Annotated in this window: 12 protein-coding genes; 2 read left to right on the top strand and 10 right to left on the bottom strand. The window is 25.2% G+C overall.

Translation table 11 applies throughout. The annotated features are described in order from the left end of the window. Nucleotides 1–5 precede the first annotated feature (5 nt). The 7 genes from OMES3154_RS02015 to OMES3154_RS01985 all read right to left on the bottom strand — a co-directional run bounded on the left by OMES3154_RS02015 (nt 6) and on the right by OMES3154_RS01985 (nt 11,990). Complete coding sequence (locus tag OMES3154_RS02015; RefSeq protein ID WP_156683140.1) at nt 6–2,156, bottom strand: BamA/OMP85 family outer membrane protein; 2,151 nt, start codon at nt 2,154–2,156, stop codon at nt 6–8. Nucleotides 2,157–2,170: 14 nt separating this feature from the next. Beyond that, the gene (locus OMES3154_RS02010) at nt 2,171–6,253 is read right to left on the bottom strand and encodes a translocation/assembly module TamB domain-containing protein (RefSeq protein ID WP_156683139.1); all 4,083 of its coding nucleotides are present in this window, start codon (nt 6,251–6,253) and stop codon (nt 2,171–2,173) included. An 88-nt stretch (nt 6,254–6,341) separates the two neighbouring features. Next, on the bottom strand, nt 6,342–7,610 hold the full coding sequence (locus OMES3154_RS02005) for a histidine-type phosphatase (protein WP_156683138.1): 1,269 nt from the start codon (nt 7,608–7,610) through the stop codon (nt 6,342–6,344). An 81-nt stretch (nt 7,611–7,691) separates the two neighbouring features. Next, on the bottom strand, nt 7,692–8,738 hold the full coding sequence (locus OMES3154_RS02000; protein WP_156683137.1) for an extracellular solute-binding protein: 1,047 nt from the start codon (nt 8,736–8,738) through the stop codon (nt 7,692–7,694). A gap of 51 nt (nt 8,739–8,789) precedes the next feature. After that, on the bottom strand, nt 8,790–9,839 hold the full coding sequence (locus OMES3154_RS01995; RefSeq protein WP_231679248.1) for an extracellular solute-binding protein: 1,050 nt from the start codon (nt 9,837–9,839) through the stop codon (nt 8,790–8,792). 94 nt (nt 9,840–9,933) lie between these two features. Then, nucleotides 9,934–10,728, bottom strand: coding sequence for a glucosamine-6-phosphate deaminase (nagB, locus tag OMES3154_RS01990; RefSeq protein WP_156683136.1), 795 nt, complete (start codon nt 10,726–10,728; stop codon nt 9,934–9,936). An 89-nt stretch (nt 10,729–10,817) separates the two neighbouring features. Next, on the bottom strand, nt 10,818–11,990 hold the full coding sequence (locus OMES3154_RS01985; protein ID WP_156683135.1) for a cation diffusion facilitator family transporter: 1,173 nt from the start codon (nt 11,988–11,990) through the stop codon (nt 10,818–10,820). Between the two features lie 185 nt (nt 11,991–12,175). Here OMES3154_RS01985 and OMES3154_RS01980 point away from each other — a divergent pair, with 185 nt between their 5' ends. Continuing rightward, on the top strand, nt 12,176–12,736 hold the full coding sequence (locus OMES3154_RS01980; RefSeq protein ID WP_156683134.1) for a hypothetical protein: 561 nt from the start codon (nt 12,176–12,178) through the stop codon (nt 12,734–12,736). 69 nt (nt 12,737–12,805) lie between these two features. Here OMES3154_RS01980 and OMES3154_RS01975 read toward each other — a convergent pair whose 3' ends face one another. Both OMES3154_RS01975 and OMES3154_RS01970 read right to left on the bottom strand, forming a co-directional pair. Beyond that, entirely contained in the window at nt 12,806–13,741 is a 936-nt protein-coding gene (locus OMES3154_RS01975) for an NAD-dependent epimerase/dehydratase family protein (protein WP_156683133.1), read from the bottom strand. Nucleotides 13,742–13,747: 6 nt separating this feature from the next. Then, entirely contained in the window at nt 13,748–14,662 is a 915-nt protein-coding gene (locus tag OMES3154_RS01970) for a D-alanine--D-alanine ligase (RefSeq protein ID WP_156683132.1), read from the bottom strand. Nucleotides 14,663–14,958: 296 nt separating this feature from the next. Here OMES3154_RS01970 and OMES3154_RS01965 point away from each other — a divergent pair, with 296 nt between their 5' ends. Further along, complete coding sequence (locus OMES3154_RS01965; protein ID WP_156683929.1) at nt 14,959–16,131, top strand: IS110 family RNA-guided transposase; 1,173 nt, start codon at nt 14,959–14,961, stop codon at nt 16,129–16,131. Between the two features lie 97 nt (nt 16,132–16,228). Here the strand turns inward: OMES3154_RS01965 and OMES3154_RS01960 are convergent, their stop codons facing one another. After that, entirely contained in the window at nt 16,229–18,271 is a 2,043-nt protein-coding gene (locus OMES3154_RS01960) for a glutamine synthetase III (RefSeq protein ID WP_156683131.1), read from the bottom strand. Between the last annotated feature and the right edge of the window lie 7 nt (nt 18,272–18,278).

The raw sequence follows: 18,278 nt of genomic DNA, 5'->3' as shown, positions 1-18,278 counted from the left end.
TATTTTTAGAAGCTTTCAGATAATCCAAACTCTATCTTTCCTCTTCCTTCTAACTCAGTATTATTTAATACTGGTACACCATAATCTAATCTTAACATTCCAATCGGCGTATTTACTCTAACTCCAGCACCTATTGATATTCTTAAATTATCTTTTGCATTTTTAAATACATCTGCTATTTTTTCAAATTTAGCATAACCTTCTGGTGTTCCACCTATTTGATTTGCATATAATCCAGTATCCATAAATACTACACCTTCTAAGTATTTATTTAAATAAAATCTATTTTCAACAGTTGAAGCCATTAAAAAGTTTGTCACATCTCCTGTATCAAATCCTCTTAAGAACGTTCCGTTCCCTTTAACAGAGAATAAGCTTGTCTTATCTGCTCCTAATGTTGATTTACCTATAAATATTCTAGTTGCTAAAGAGTTTACCTTGTCAACTATAGGTATGTAGTTTACAAAATCAAATTCAAATTTAGCAAAGAATCTTGGTTTGTTTACAAAGTTTTCATTTTTAGCTCTGAATTCTTCAACCTTCTTTTTAAATTCTTCCCCATAGTTTTTTAATTGATCTGACATGTATTCTTCACCAGCAGTTGTTAGACTTAATTTATATATATCACTATTACTTCCAGTGCTACTGTAGTCTTTGAAGTATCTTTTCTTATCAGAATCTGATAATCCGCTGTAAATACTTTTTTGTTTATTAAATAGTTCATTTTTTATTTCGTTTACACCTGTGGCACTTATACTTGAATCTTTAAAAATTTGAACACCTTCAGCAGAAAGTCTAACACGACTTCCTTTTCTTGGAGCATATGGATTGTCTATAGTATTGTATGTAAGATTTACATTAGTATAACCTCTTAGTGAACTACTTAACTGTAATCCTCCTACTGTTTTTGAATATTCATAATTTATACCTGGATTTACATCAAGATACAGATTTCTATATATTCTTTTCCCTATTGTTCCAGAAAATCCAAATTCATCTCTATATTTAGCTGCTACATATTCTGCTAATACTCCATTTATTTGACTCGTTCTATCATATGCTATATTTTCTCTTAAATTCTTTTTAGACACACTATTTCTTTTGAAGTATAAATCTCCACCAGCTAGTATGTTATTTGTTCCTCTTATCCATGGATTCATGTATGATATTCTAAAATCTAAACTTCCAGTTGTCCCAACTGACCCTGATATACTAGCACTTTGATGTCCTCCTAAGAAGTTTTCATCTTTTAATGAAAGTGAAGCAACGAATCCAGTTGATGTAGAGTAACTTCCATTACCATATATAGAAGCAGTTCTTCTTTCACTAATTACAAATACAACAATTCTATTTTCTGGATTTAATGGATCTATTTCTATTCTTGGTTCTACTGTTTCAAAATAACCTGTTCTTAATAAATTTTCCGCAGTATTTTTTAAAGCTATTATAGTTAATGGATCTCCTACTTTTAACTCCAAGTTTCTTTCCAATACAAAGTCTTTTGTTTTTAATTTAAAATCACTAGAATCTAATCTTATATTATCTTTTTTATCTCCTTGTTTAATAAATTCGATCTTTGATATTTTCCCTTCTGATACAATTATAGTTAACTCATTTTTTTCATTCATATCAGCATTTAAAATAATTGGTAAATAAATCCCTCTTTCTCTTAATGCAAATAAAATAGGACTTGTTTCTTGATTTACATAATTATAGTTAAAAACACTACCCTCTACTAAACCTATACTTTTTAAAAGTTCATCCTTATTAACTGAATTTATACCTTCTAGATTAACTTTTTTTATTATCTTATTTTCTACTAATACTAATTCTACATTTACACTCTTATTAGATGAATCAACACTAACATTTGGAGTTACGGTTTCAAAATATCCAGTTGATATTATATCATTCATAAGTTTTTGTAGTTTATCTTTATCAAAGGCATCTCCTTTTTTTATATTTTCATTTTTTAGTATCTTTGATAAATCTATATTCTTATTTCCTTTAATTTCAAATTTATTTATAACTAAAGTATCTCTATTTAGTCTTAAATCAGTTGTACTAGGTAAATTATCACCAAGTCCTTCTGAATATGCTACAAAGTTTATTGATAGCATCATTAAAATCATTAATTTCTTTAAGTTTTTTTTCATTTTTTCCCTCACTTTTATTTATTTTTAAAAATTTCTGATAAATACATTGCATCTTTTTTATAGCTTATACCTAGATACCCCCCTACATCTTTTTGTCCATTTGGATAAGTATCTATATCCAAACCTAAAACAGCATTAAGGTTTCCTTTTAATTCATAAGATAATCCCAATCCATAATGAATGGGATTTGTACTTGTATCAAAAGGAATACTTGTTCTAAAGTCCCAGTATAGATTTTTATAAATCTTACCTTGTATAAATAGATTTGCATTTATATTTTTAAATATTCTACTTGCTTCTAAACTAGGTATACTTAAATTATTTGTATTTAATTCTAATTTTGTAAGACCTAGAGTCTTTTCTAATGGATTTATAAAGGTATTAATTAATTGATTTACAGCTGTTGTTGTTGCAAAATTTATTAAATCCTTTCCTAAATTCTTTTGACTAGTATTTAAAGTTAATTCATTTATTAATTCTTCTCTTGTTTTATTTGTACTAGATGATAATTTTATTTTCATATCCTCTAGTTTCGAATTAATAGTTATATTTATTTTTTCATTATTTTTTAACGTACTAGAAATTAAATCTATATGTGGATTTAATTTAGACCCACCATCTAAATCGATAGAAAGTCTATCTATGTTAAATAAATTAGTGTTAAATAAATACGAACCATTTACAAGATTAAGTTTTCCTATTATATAAGGATTTAATTTTTTAACATTTAACTTTAAATTACCATTTAAACTACCTTTTATCTTTTGTATAACAAGATAATTCGGTACATTAATATTAATATCTTTTACAATATCAATATCTAATTTTGTTTCATAATCTTCTAATGTATTATACAATATTTCTTTAATAAATGAAACAAAATAAGACTTAGTCTTAGAATTTTTATTAGAATTTATAAAATCAATGTTATTTATATTTCCACCATGTATATCAATAGCACCACTTATTAAATTTTTTTTAAAATCAATTATTGAACTCAATACAGCATTATTTTTAGCATATTTTAAATCAACATTATTTGTTGTCATTCTTAAATTTATATTATCTAAGTTTAGTTTCTTATTTGTTATTGAGTTTTTATCCATTTTTGGCACTTCAACCTGACCTACTAAACTAAAATTTCCACCATTTATATTAGATGTAAGTCTGTCTATATTAACCAGTCTATTTAAAAGCAAGACATCTATATTAGTATTTTTTATATCTAAATCCTTAGTTTTTAGTAAAAAGTTTTCAACCTTAATATCTCCTTTAAACCTACTTGGTTCAAAACTTGCATTTATATTAGCAATACCTCCTGATTCACTAATTTTTTTATTAAATTTCAAGAAATCTAAATTAAAATCCTGTGCTATCATTCTTATATTATATGTAAATGGTTTAAATAACATATACCCATCTACTAAAAGAGGATTTTTTTGATACTCTATATATCCTTGTCCTATATCAAACCCATTTTTATCCATTTGTGCTAAGAAAATTAAATTGGTAAATTTATTATCTTCAATTTTTATTTGTTTAGAGTCTAAACTGATATTACCATACATTTCATTTTTATCTAATTTAAAAATTCCACTTGCTTCTATTTTACCCGATAATCTTTCTGATACATTTGATAAATCAAAGCTTCTTTTCTCTAGTTTAATATCTACATCTAAATTAGAAAGATCAATTTTTTCTTTGAGAGAAAATATTTTATCGTTCTCATTTTCATTATATGAACTAAATTCCTTGATATTAACTATTCCATTTAATTCATTTGAAAACACATTTACGTTTGATATATCTGTATTTAGTTTTATATTTGGAATTTTATATTCTTTATAAATTATATCCTTAATAGATAAATCTATATTCCCTTTTAAACTGTCTTTTTTACCTTCAAGTTTTGAGTTTAACTTTATTTTAGCAGAAGCATCATCTATTTTTAAAAAGTTTTTTAAATCTTCTTCTAAATTTAAATCTAATTTTACATCCTTGCTATCTTTTAAATACTCTAGTTTAAAAAATTTCTTATCATTTAGTTTTGTATTCATTACAATATCATTTTCTATTGTATTTATATCATATTCTAAATCAGCTATGTGCTTATCATTTATACTCAAATCACTTTTATCTAATCTAGATTCTACTACAAGGTCATTTAATTTTCCTTTTGCTTTTAGACTTAAATTACTTATTAAAAGGTTTGCATCTATATTTTTATTTGTTGTATATAGCATATAGTCTAGTAATTTTAAATCTAAATCTAATTTTTCATTTTTTATATCATACGAAAGATTAGCAGCTAATTTATCATTTTTTATATTATTTAATTTTAATAAGTTATCTCTGTATAATATATCTAAATTAACATCTTTTAATCTTTGATATTTATACCAAAGCTCTGATATATTTGCATTCATTTTAACTTCTATATCATCACTTAAAATATTACTTATATTTCCTTTTATTGTAGTATTATATAAATAAAGATCGTCTCTTGAAAATTTTGAAATCTTAATTGTTGGTTTTAAGTTAAACTCATATTTTTGACCACTTAATTCTAAGTCTACATTATATTTATCATAATTAGCTTTAATTTTATAATCATGTAAATATGATAAATTATCTGTATTACCAATTATACTTAAGTTATTTTCCCCGTCTTTTAAATTAATATTTAAATAATTAACATCTTTAACTAAATCATATTTTATATCTGTTAAAATATACTTATTATATAATTTTGCTTTTATATCATCTAGACCTTTAAATTCAAAGTCTATATTTAATTTTTTTAATTTTTCTATATCTATATTATTTTCTATTAAAACTTTAGCATTCCCTTTTTTATTTAGTAAATTTAAATTAGATTCTACATATATATCACTATTTATATCATAGCCTTTTACATTAGTTTCTAATTTTGCTTTTATATTTTGCTTATTGCTATTTATATCAGCAAATATATTTTTTATTTCATAATCCTTATATTTTAATTTTTTGGTATCTAATTTTATACTAAGATCTTTTAGATTAACCTCATCTTGCTTTATTATATCAAAGCTAAATTTACCATCAAAATTTATATTAGATTCTAAATCAATATCGTATTTTTTTATCAAATCAAATTTTTTCATTTTTTTATACGACATATCTTCTAAATTTAACTTAACATCAAGACTTTTATCTAGTACAAGATCCAAATCAAATTCTACATTTTTACCATCTATTTTAGACTTTGCATTTAAATTTACTTTTTCATCTTTCATTTTCATATCAAAATAGACTTTTTTTATTTTTTCATCGTAGTCAATGTATTTTAAATTATTTGCATAACCATTTAATTCTATATTTGAGCCTAATAATTTTTTACCAGCAAAGCTTAAATCTATATGTCCGCTTGCAGTATAGTCATCTGCATAAAAAAGATCTGTTTCAGAAAACTGAGCTATTTCTTTTTTAGCTGATATATCCTTCATTTCTATACTAATGACATCTTTCAATTTATCATACTTATATCTAACCCAGCCATCTTTTTCATTTGTAGGAGATTTTACTTTACCATTAACATCAATAAAAAAATCTTTTACTTTTGATATATCCATGTATCCATTTACATTATATGCATCTAATTCTATTAAGTCATTAAATTCATGAGTTTCATATCTAACATCTATATTTTCTAATTCAATTTTAGAAATGCTGGTTGTATATACCTTTGGACTTAGTTTACTGTTTTCAAAATCTTTAAAAATTTTTTCAACATTTAAAATATTGTTTTTATCCATAGACACTAAAACAAATCCACTATTAATTTTAATATTTTTTAATTTTGTTATAGCAAGTGGATTTATTTTAAAACTTACATTCTCAATTTTAGCCACGGGCTTATTATCAAGTGTATTTACTATTACATTTTTCCCTATGACCTTAAATCCTTTTAACTCGATATTTCCAACACTTATATTTGCTTTCACTATATCTTTAAAAACATAGTTAACAATTAATGTAAGATTAGATAAAATTATGAATGATAACATAGAAAAAATTGTAACTAATAACATTAATATTATATATCTTAGTTTTTTCATATTTTTTCCTTTTTTATTTAATTATATCATAATGTCAAGCTAAAAAAAAGATGTGATACTTTAAAATATCACAGCTTAATTAATTTATTTATTTAATATTTTCATATTCCATTAATGCCTTATTAAATCTATCTATAAGGTCTTTAAATTTATACATACCATTTTTGTTATATGAAATACCTTTCAATTTAAGATTTACTATAACAGGTGGATTTTCTAAGTCTAAAATAGAAAGATTTCTAAGTTGTTCTGTAGATTGATAAATTAATTTTATACTAATATATTCTTCATTAGTTTTTTCGTCAGACCATTTTTCAAATACTAATTTTGCACCTATAGGAGTTTTAGTTTCTACGCTATTAGGAAGTTCAAAGTCTTCTATACCTAAAGCACTCATAACAGAAGCTAGATTAGAATCATGACCTACTAAATATGTGAATTTTCTATTTTTAGATAGAAGTTCATCTTTCATATATGTAATTAATGGATTTGCCACATTAACAGCAACTATAGGAGCTGAGAATAAAACTTCTCCATAAGTATCTTTAACTTTAGAAATTAAAGTATATTGTTCTTTGCTTAATTTTTTACCAAAAGTAACTTTTTCATCATTTGGTTCTTCAAAATATTGTAGTATTAAAGCATCTGATATTATAGTTCCAGTCTTTAAAGACCCACTTAATCTAGGTTCATCTCCTAACTTAAATGAAAGCTTTGTATCATAGTCATTTAAGTCACAAAGTTTTTCCATTTTACAAGCCTTAGACTCAGTAATATCTAGTGTTTTTTCAATTTCATCAAATGATGGTTCTAGTGATTTTGTTAATTCGTAAAGGCTCTTTTTTCCTTCTAAACTATTGATTTGTTTAGTAGCTTTTTTTATAAAGTCATCACTAACTTTAGTTAATCTTGGGAAAAATACCGGATCCATCTTGCTCTCTGAAAATCTATGATATACTTCTAAATCATGCACTGGCGAAAATCCAACAGAGAAATATCTACCTGTAGCTATTGTTCTTTGCATACTATTTGTATATATATTTACTTCATCTTTACTAGGCATCTTATTTAAGTCTAATAACCCATTTTTTTCAACATATTTTCTAAAATATTGCCCAGCCATAGTTTCTAATACTCCACCTCTTGTAGTTAAAGAACTCTTTGGTGCAGACCAATTTATCCACTCGTGATTTGTTGCTTTTCCTAAAGTACTATCAGGAGAAGATAAAGGCGCTCTCACGCTATGTCTACTTAAAACTACCATTTCTTTTAATTTCAAATCATCTTTTGCAAATGATAATTGTGAAACACTATTTAAACCTAATACTAACATTAAAAAAATTTTAAACTTTTTCATATAAAACCTCCTATTTTTATGGTAAATTATACCTTGATTTTATATTTTTTCAAAAAAAAGATTAGATTCGCTCTAATCTTTTTATTTAGATAACTTTATTTCATTAAATATTTTATCTTGTTTGTATTTAGCATCTACACTTAATTTTTTAGGTAATTTTGCATTTTTTATTATCTCTTCTTTTTTTAGTATAGGTTTTACATCTGATAATTTATAAACACCTTTTACAACTGGTATTTGTCTAAATTTTTCAAAAGTGTATTTGAAATTTTCTGGCTTATATAAATACTTTAAAAACTTATATGCATTTTCTTTATTTTTACCATCTTTTAATATAGCCATACTATCTATATACATCATAGCACCCTTTGGTAAGAAATATTCAAAGTTTTCAAACTCATTATCTTCTATTTCATAAAATACATCTGGATATCCATGAGATATAAAAAATTCACCTGTGGCTAAACCTTTACCATAAATAGAACTATCATATTTAGCAAGATTTTTTTTCATTGATATTAAGTAGTTTTTTGCTTCTTCTAACTCTTTATCACTACTAGAATCAGAATTATACCCTAAATTTTGTAATGCTACTCCTATTAGTTCACGACCATCATCTAGCATAGTCATTTTCCCGCTATATCTTTGGTCTAAAAATATACTTAAATCTTTTCTATACTCTTTTACTCTACTTTTATTTACTGTTATACCAGTTGCAAAAAATCCATAAGGTATTGAATATTGTAAATTAGGATCATATATTTTAGCATATTCATATAGGTTTAGTTCTTCATCTAAATTACTAAATACCTCGTTTAATTTTTTCTTATCTAATTTTTGAAGAAGATTAGCTTCTATCATAAGCTCAACAAAATCAGTTGACGGTGATACTATATCATATTCACCTTTAACACCACTTAATAATTTTGTCATCATAATATCATTTGTATCATAAAAACTAATGTTTACATGTATATTAGTTTCTTTTTCAAAATTTTCTATTACTTCTTCAGGTATAAAAGATTCCCATGTATATATATTTAATACATTTTTATCCTCATTTTTCCCACATGATATTAAAATGCTGCTTATTAAAATTAAAGTTATAAAATTAAATATTTTTTTCAACTTATTTCACACCCCCCATTATTTAAAAATCCTCTCCTAAGAGAGGATTCTCTATTTTGCTAATTTCACTTCATTGAATATCTTTTCTTGTTTTTCTTTTGCCTCATCACTAAGCGCACGAGGTAATTTTGCATTTTCCATAATATCTTTTGCACTTGCTATTGGTTTTGTATCTGTTAGCTCATATACTCCTTTTACTACTGGTATTTGTCTAAAGTTTTCAAATACATATTTGTAGTTTTCAGGTTTATATAAGTATTCTAAGAATTTGTATGCATTATCTTTATGTTTAGAATTTTTAGTAATACTCATATTGTCTATATACATCATAGCACCTTTTGGTAAAATATATACAAATTTATCTTGCTCATAAGCTTCTGTTTCATAAAATACATCTGGGTATCCATGAGATACGATAAATTCTCCTGCTGCTAAACCTTTACCAAAGGTTGTACTATCAAATTTTGCTAAATTTTTCTTATATTTTATCAATTCTTCTTTTACTTTATTTAATTCATTATCATTACTTGAATCCGAACTATAACCAAAATGTTGAAGCATCATTCCTATAACTTCACGCCCATCATCTAACATTGTCATAGCTCCTTTAAAGTCAGAGTTTAAGAATATATCTAAATTATATGGTATATTACCAACTTTTTCTTTGTTTACTGTTATTCCTGTAGCAAAGAATCCATAAGGTAGTGAATAATTTAATCCATCATCATATACTTTTGCATATTCATATAGATTTAAACCTTCTGTATCTAAATTTTTAAATGTTTCTGTTAATTTAGATTTATCAAATTTTTCTAACATACCTGCTTCTACCATAATAGGTACAAAGTCAGTTGATGGAGATACTATATCATATTGAGTAGTACCACTTAATAATTTAGCCATTAGAGTGTCATTAGTGTCATAATAGCTAATGTTTACCTTAATTCCAGTTTCTTTTTCAAAGTTTTCTATAACTTCATCTGGAACAAAATAGATCCAAGTGTATATATTTAATTCATTTTCAGCTTCTTTTTCACCTGAACAAGATACAGCGAAAATACTTAAAATACACATTAAAAATAGTTTAAAAATTTTTTTCAATTGTCGTCCCCCTTTAAATCAATTTAAAAAAATATTAACACATTTTAATATAATTGTAAATAGAAAAAAAGTGCTAATTTTAGCACTTTAATTACTATTTAATATTATCTTTTTCTATATCTTTAAAATACTTATAAGTCTTTAACATTAAATTATTTGCAGCCTCTTCATCTATTACAATTATTGCGTTTCTGTGCATTTGTAACATTGAGATAGTCCACATATGATTAATTCCTTCTTCTATCCCTCTTCTTATAGCTTCTGCTTTTTTAGTCCCATTAGCCATTATTAAAACTTCATTACTATCCATTATTGTTCCAACTCCAACTGTTAATGCTAATTTAGGAACTTTCGTAACATCTCCACCAAAAAATCTTGAGTTTACTAAGATAGTATCTTCTGTTAATTCTTTATCACGAGTTCTTGACATTAGTGATGAACCTGGCTCATTAAATGCTATGTGTCCATCTTCTCCAACTCCACCTAAGAATAAGTGAATTCCACCATAAGATTTTATTTTTTCTTCATATCTAGCACATTCTAGTTTAATATCTTTTGCCATCCCATCTAAAATATTAATATTCTCTTTTTTAATATCTATATGATTAAAGAAAGTTTCATACATAAAGTAGTGATAGCTTTGTTCATGATTTTCATCTAATCCTACATATTCATCCATATTAAATGTAACAACATTTTTAAATGAAACTGCACCTTTTTTATTTAATTCTATTAGTTCTTTATATACTAATATTGGCGTTGATCCTGTAGGTAAACCTAATACAAAAGGTTTATCTTCTGTTGGATTAAAATCATTTATCCTTTTTGCTACAATCTCAGCTACTTTTTTACTTAATTTTTCTTTATTATCTAAAATTAAAACTCTCATCGTGAACTCCTTTTCTTTATTTCATTTAACTTATTTTACCCAATTTTTTTTGTTTTTACAAGTTTTATTTAATTTTCTTAACTCCTAATTTATATATATATAGGTTCCATATGAAAACTTATATTTTTAATATTTTTAAATCTATTTTTAACATCTATACTTACTTCTTCTGCTATTTCGTGTGCTTTTTCTAAACTATAATCTTTATTTATTCTAATATCAGCGTACATATATATACTTTTTCCTGATCTTATCATATATAGGTCGTGGCAGAAAAATACATCTTTATTTCTCATTATTATAGTTCTAACTTTTCTAATTAGTTTTTCATCTTGCTTTTCAAGTAATATATCTATGTTTTGCTTAGCTATATCAAATGCCTGATACATTATATAAAGTGATATAATTATACTAAGTAATGCGTCATATATATATGAGAACTTAATAGTTAGTATAACTCCAACTAAAACTGCAATCCCTAACATAATATCTGCTAAATAATCTTTTGATAGTGTAAGTAAAACCTCATTTTTATACTTTTTAGCATATGTATTAACATAAAGATATTGAAATAATTTTAGTAAGATGAATACAAAAGTTATTAGGTAAATTAAAAAACTTTTTTTATCTAATTCTAGGTTTGGGTTTATAAATAGTTTTTTAATACTCGCATAAAATACGCTAGCTGTAGTTATAAAGATAAAAAATCCAATAAATAAATTAAATATTGCTTCTATTTTACCATAACCAAAAGGATATTTTTCATTTTCTTTTTTTGTCGATATTTTTATTCCAAATATTGCAAATATTGTACTTAGTGAGTCTGTTGCTGAGTTTATACCATCAGCTATAATTGAGTTTAAATTAAAAACATATCCTACAAAAACTTTCATACTTGCTAATATTATGTTTATTATAAAAGATATTATACTTGTATTTAAAAGTTGTCTTTTTTCTTCTCTTTCTTCTTTTAATCCACTTAATACTAATTTCTCAGCTTCTAAAATAAAGCCATTTTTTAAAAAGAAATTTTTTCCTGCTTCATTGTAATTTAAAACTATAACTTCATCATATTTTCTTTTACTAAGCTCAGCTATGATATAATAAAGAGTTTTTTTACCAAAACTTATATGTCTAAACTTGTCATTAACTTCTATATTTTCTATAACATTATCTTTTATACTAGCTTTTGATATAATAATATCATTTTCTATTAATTCTAACTCAAATTTATTTTTACCTTTTTTATTTAACTTTATCATCTTTCACCCTTTCAATATTTTATCTAAAAAAATATCTGATTTTTTTTTATTTTTTTTACACTAGCTTTTTTAAGCTTTCATATTATTTTCTATAAATTTAACTGAATACATACCTAATTTTGCTATATTGTTTTTTATTTTCTTTTTTATTATACTATAAAAAAAGGACAAGGAGAATAAAAATTATGAAAAAAACTTTATTAAGCTTAACAATGCTTTTATCATTTTTTGCAGTAGCTCATGAGCACGAAGAAATGAATTTAGTAAACCCAACTGTATATAAAAATCAAAACGCTATAGTTCAAACTGTTGAATTAGGTAAAACAGATGACGGAGACTATGGAATGGAATTACATGATTTTGAAACTAGCTTTGAATTAGAAAAAGTAAATAATGTTTACTTTACAGAAGATTTAAGAGTAAGAGCTAAAGAAGAAGACGGTAAATTAGTTAATGAACTTGTTATACCATTTTTTGACAGAAGTCTTTTCAATACTGTTAAATACAAAAGAGGATTTGATTTCCACTCATTTGAAGGTGCAGCTCATATGCACGCTCATATAGATGTAGATAAAAAACAAATAGACTTAAATGGTAAAGTTTACGATGTGGTTATTAGTGGTGACGAAGATGTAGCTGTTTATACTGAAAAAAATGGTAAATTTGTATTCACAACTTATGTTGACCAAAATAACAGAATACAAGCATTCGCAACACTTATATCAACTTCAGTTTACAACAAATAAAAAATATCCTTTATATCCCCAAGACTTAGTTTAGGCTAAGTCTTTTTAATATATAAAAATCGCCTAATTTTATTTTAGGCGATCACAGAAAATCTCAAAATTTTTATCAACTTCTTTTTCGTTTTCCTTATTATCAAGGTACATTTCTATTCCTTTTTCTATATCTATGCTATCTTTTTCATATATTCCTATACTTTCAAGTTTATCTCTTTTGTATATATTTGAATATCTTTTATCTCCCATAAAGGCAGTTTTAAAATCATATTCATCGTATTTCAATAATTCTTGACTCGTAATATATTTTACTTTAAGTTCTTTATTTACTTTTTTTGCTATTATCTTATAAATCTCATTAAAAGTAGTAAAGTTTGTTGAACATACATTAAAATCCTCTCTTATTGCTTTCGGATTTAAGATTAACTTCTCTACAATATTTGCAAAATCTATACTATGCATAGCTGACCATAAATTTGTTCCATCTCCATGTATAAGTACAAACTTATCCTCAATTATTCTTCTAATAACTGGATAGCAATATTTACCTTTAACACTTAATGGTATTCTTCTATTAGAATAAGTTTGAGATGGTCTTATTATTGTATAATTTATACTACTTTTTTCAAAAACTTTTTCTGCTAGTAGCTTATTTTTAGCATATTCACTATATGGATTTCCCTTTTTTGTATTTTCATCTATATATATATTATTTTCTCTATCAAAAACTGTAACAGAGCTAATAAAAAAATATTGTTTAACATTTGAAAATATTTTTATTCTGTCTTTTGCTTCATTTTCATTAAATAAAAGAAAATCAAATATAATATCAAAATCATCTTTTATACTTTCTAATAATTTTAAATCAGCTACATTCCCTTTTATTGTTTTTACACCAACAACTTTAGTATCACTTCTATTTAGTATACTTACATCATATTTTTCTTTTAACTTATTTGTTAAGTCTAAACTAATATTACCAGTTCCACCAAATATTAATATTTTTTTCATATATACCTACTTTATTGAAGACTCAATTAGTAAATCCAATGCACTTTTATAGTCAATACCCTTACTCATTAAACTTTTTGGCAATATACTAGCTTTTGTCATTCCAGGTAGCGTATTAACTTCTATCATATATACAACTTCATTTTCATCTATTAAATAATCTATTCTACAAAAAGAATTACAATTTATTTTATCGTATATAGTTTTAGACATAGAATTTATCTTTTCTTGTAAGCTTTTATTAAACTCATAAACTTCTTCTATTGCGCCATCATCACTATATTTTGATTCATAATCAAAAGTATCAGATTTTAAAGGAGTTATTCTCACTGTTGGGTATACAATATTATCTATAACTGGTACAGATATCTCAATTCCTTTTATATATTTTTCTAAAATTATTTCATCAGATAACTTAAATATCTCAACTATTGCATTATTATAGTCTTTTTCATTATCTACTATGTATAAACCTAAACTAGACCCCCCATTTACTTGCTTTAATACTAACTTATTTCCGTATTTTTTAGCATCTTCATATTTTAATAAAGAATCTTTTTTCATGCTAGTTCCTGGTATTACATTTACATAATCTTTAACAAGCTTTTTACAAACGTTTTTATCCATGCAAATACTACTTGTTAGCATTTTGGGCCCGCTATATTTTAGGCCCATTGTATCTAATATTGCTTGAACACTCCCATCTTCTCCAAAAGATCCATGAAGCGCTATATACACAAAATCTATTTCATCTTTCATGGATAATATTTTAAAAATATCCTCATTTTTATTTATTAGAAGTTTTGATACTATATACTTTCCTCTATCTAAATTATTGTATATTTGTTCTCCTGTTTTTAGAGAAACTTCTCTTTCTGTTGATGTTCCTCCCATTATGACAAGAACTCTTTTTTTATTCATAATACTCCTTGTATAATATAGTTATCTAAAATTAGATAATCTATATGTTAAATTTTATTTATATAATATTGTTTATATATTGTTTTATATATATAATATACTTAATTAGATAGAGTGACATCGTTTACTCCTTGTAGCTTGACTTCGTTTATTAAGAGTGATGCCTCTTCTGATAAAGTGTTTACGAATTAGTTAGATGTTGACATATTAGTGTACTTCGCATTTAGAACAAGGTAGTGACTTTTATCAGCCTTTGAGGACTTCTATCTATAAATATATTAATGGTAGGTGATTTTATGTTTTATTTAGGTATTGATATTGCTAAAAATACTCATGTTGCTTCATTGCTTGATGATAATGGTAATACAATCTTTAAAGCTCATTCTTTTTCCAATTCTATTAAAGGTACTGATTCTTTAATTGAAAAATTAGAAAAATATTCAATAAATGATATTCTAGTAGGTATGGAAGCTACTGGTCATTATTGGCTATCAGTATATTCATATCTAATAGAAAAAGGTTTTAATATTATTGTAATTAACCCTATTCAAACTGATGGTTGGCGTCGTGCTACTGAAATCAGAAAACGTAAAACAGATATTATCGATTCTATTATGATTGCTGATTTTATTAGATACGGCAATTTTGAAACAACTTCACTTGCTGATGAAAAATACTTAAATCTACGTAATATGACTAGATTTAGACATTATTTAATTGAGCAAACAAGTGATTTAAAAAGAAAAATTATAGCTAACTTAGATCAAGTATTCCCTGAATATTCATCACATTTTAGTGATATTTTTGGACAAACTTCTAAAGAAATACTTCTTAATTTTAATACTGCAGAAGACTTTAAAAAACTTAAAGCAAACGATTTTAAAAAAGTATTGAAAAATGTTACTCTTAAAAATTCTGCGAAAGTAAAATTAAACAATCTAAAAAAAGCAGCTAAAACTTCCTTTGGTATTAATTTTGCTCTTGATTCTTACTCTATTCAAATTAAATGTTTAATTGAACAAATTAAAGTTATTGAAGAACAAATTGATCTTCTTGAATCTGAAATAGAGTCAATAGTCAAAGACCTAAATACTCCAATTCTAACAATTCCTGGTATAGGACCTGTAACAGGTGCTACCATACTTGCAGAATTAGGTGATATTAACAAATTTTCTAGTGATAAGAAAATTGTTGCTTATGCTGGTTTAGATTCAACTGTTACCCAATCAGGAGAATCTAACGGTACAAATGGACATTTAAGTAAACGTGGCTCAACACACCTAAGAAAAGCCTTATTTCAAGCTGCATTTATTGCATGTACTAACGATACTGTTTTCAAAGAGTTTTATGATAAAAAACGTTCTGAAGGTAAACATCATTTAGTAGCTGTTAATGCTGTTGCTCGTAAAATGTGCCATATTATTTATGCTGTTCTAAAAAAGAATGAACCTTATGTAGAACTAAAATAAATATTTCAAAAAATTCTATATTAGTATAGTTATTTTTGTTGTGCATAAATTTTAAGATAATTATTTAAATTTTATTATTGACTTTTAATAGTTAGTCTTATAACTTGTATAATAACTCTACATAAGTTGGTATATCCCATATGCTAGAAGGTATTATATTTTCTAAACTATCTACTATTGTTCTTATTTCTGTTTGCATTTCAAAAGCTTTTTTAGACAATAGACTAGCCTTTGTTTCAACATCAGTTTTTTCTATTTCTTCTATTAAAGTTTTCATTTCATTATTTTTATCATATAACTTATTTAAGATTTTTAAAATTTCGTCTTTTTGTTTATCTAACAATACACTTGGTAAATATTTGTATGCGTATGAAAATATATTTTTATCTACCATATATGATAATGTTTTAACTTCTGTTAATCTATCTTCTATATATCTTGACATATATGCGTTATATCTAGAGCTGCATTCTAGCTCTGTTAAAACATTTTCATCTTCCAATAGCTTTATATTTTCCTTATCTATATATGCTTTTAGTGCAACATCTGTTGTTCTAATATTTTCAAGTCCTCTATTTTTAGCTTCCTCATACCAATTTTGACTATATCCATCTCCATTGAATATGATTCTTTTATGTTTATCAAAACTTTCTTTCATTATATTATTCATCTCAACTACTTTATCAGATGATTTTTCTAATCTATCACTATATTCATTTAAAACTTTTGAAATCATAGTATTTATCATAGTCGCACAATTTGCAGGTGTACCCATACTTCCTGGCATTCTAAATTCAAATTTATTTCCAGTAAATGCAAATGGACTTGTTCTATTTCTATCATCATAGTCACGACTAATATTTATCATATTTACATTTTCTAATTTATTTTTAGTATATCCATTACATACTATCTTATTATCTACAACACTAATACTAGCATTTTCCAATTTATTTGTTAGATGGTTTCCTAAAAATACGGAAATTATAGCTGGAGGTGCTTCATGTCCTCCTAATCTTAGGTCATTTGATGCTGTAGCTATTACTGCTCTTAATAGTTTATAGTATCTATTAACTGCTTCTACAACTGCTAATAAGAAAATTAAGAATGTTGGACTTTTTGGATCTAATAAGTTCTTATTTTCATTTGTTGTAAGTGACCAGTTATTATGCTTACCTGAACCATTTACGTAACTAAATGGTTTTTCATGTAGTAGCGCTACAAAGCCATCTTTTATAGCTAATTTTTCTATTGTTTCCATTATTATTTGGTTTTGATCGGCTGATAAGTTTGCTATTTCATATATTGAAGCTATTTCAAACTGATTAGGCGCTACTTCATTATGTCTTGTTTTAGCTGGTATTCCAAATTTCCATAATTCATAGTCAAGTTTTGCCATAAAGTTTAGTACATTATCTTTTATTTTTCCATAATAATGAAATGAATTTTCTTGGTTTTTAGTTGGTTTTGCTCCAAATAATGTTCTTCCAGTAAACATTAAATCTACTCTTTTATCAAAGTATTCTTTTTTTACCAAGAAGTATTCTTGCTCAACTCCTAATGTAGGTTTTACACATGTTATATTATCGTATCCTAAATTATTTAAAAGTCTTACTGATGACTTATTGATAGCGTCTATTGATCTAAGTAACGGAATTTTCTTATCTAGTGCTTCTCCATTAAAAGATATGAAAGCTGTGGGTATATATAGAGTTGTTCCTATTTCGTTTTCTCTAATAAATGGTGGTGAGTTTACATCCCATATAGTGTATCCTCTAGCCTCAAATGTTGATCTTAAGCCTCCATTTGGAAATGAACTTGCATCTGATTCACCTTTTATTAAATTACTTCCAGAAAATCTATAGATAATATCTTTATCTCCTGTAGGTTCTATGAAAGAATCGTGTTTTTCAGCTGTTAAATCGGTTAATGGATGAAACCAGTGGCAAAAATGCGTTGCATTTCTTTTAGTAGCCCAATCTTTTATAGCATTTGCAATAATATCTGCATTTTCTTTTGAAAGTTCAATTTCTCCATTTTGTACTCTTTTGAAATCTTCAAATACTTTTTTGGGAACTCTTTTTCTTAAATTACTATCTGTAAATGTATTTACTCCAAATACTTCCATTATATTTTTCATTTACTCT

It is taken from the genome of Oceanivirga miroungae, assembly GCF_902505095.1.
In the GTDB taxonomy this organism is placed as follows: domain Bacteria; phylum Fusobacteriota; class Fusobacteriia; order Fusobacteriales; family Leptotrichiaceae; genus Oceanivirga; species Oceanivirga miroungae.
Note: the sequence above shows the minus strand (reverse complement) of the source record. Positions and strands in the feature narration are given on the sequence as shown.

Bases quoted from the DNA above. Each gene is read 5' to 3' on its own strand.
- OMES3154_RS01985 (WP_156683135.1), bottom strand. From the start codon at position 11,990: ATGATAAAGTTAAATAAAAAAGGTAAAAATAAATTTGAGTTAGAATTA.
- OMES3154_RS01970 (WP_156683132.1), bottom strand. From the start codon at position 14,662: ATGAATAAAAAAAGAGTTCTTGTCATAATGGGAGGAACATCAACAGAA.
- OMES3154_RS02010 (WP_156683139.1), bottom strand. From the start codon at position 6,253: ATGAAAAAACTAAGATATATAATATTAATGTTATTAGTTACAATTTTT.
- nagB (WP_156683136.1), bottom strand. From the start codon at position 10,728: ATGAGAGTTTTAATTTTAGATAATAAAGAAAAATTAAGTAAAAAAGTA.
- OMES3154_RS01980 (WP_156683134.1), top strand. From the start codon at position 12,176: ATGAAAAAAACTTTATTAAGCTTAACAATGCTTTTATCATTTTTTGCA.
- OMES3154_RS01965 (WP_156683929.1), top strand. From the start codon at position 14,959: ATGTTTTATTTAGGTATTGATATTGCTAAAAATACTCATGTTGCTTCA.
- OMES3154_RS02005 (WP_156683138.1), bottom strand. From the start codon at position 7,610: ATGAAAAAGTTTAAAATTTTTTTAATGTTAGTATTAGGTTTAAATAGT.
- OMES3154_RS01975 (WP_156683133.1), bottom strand. From the start codon at position 13,741: ATGAAAAAAATATTAATATTTGGTGGAACTGGTAATATTAGTTTAGAC.
- OMES3154_RS01960 (WP_156683131.1), bottom strand. From the start codon at position 18,271: ATGAAAAATATAATGGAAGTATTTGGAGTAAATACATTTACAGATAGT.
- OMES3154_RS02015 (WP_156683140.1), bottom strand. From the start codon at position 2,156: ATGAAAAAAAACTTAAAGAAATTAATGATTTTAATGATGCTATCAATA.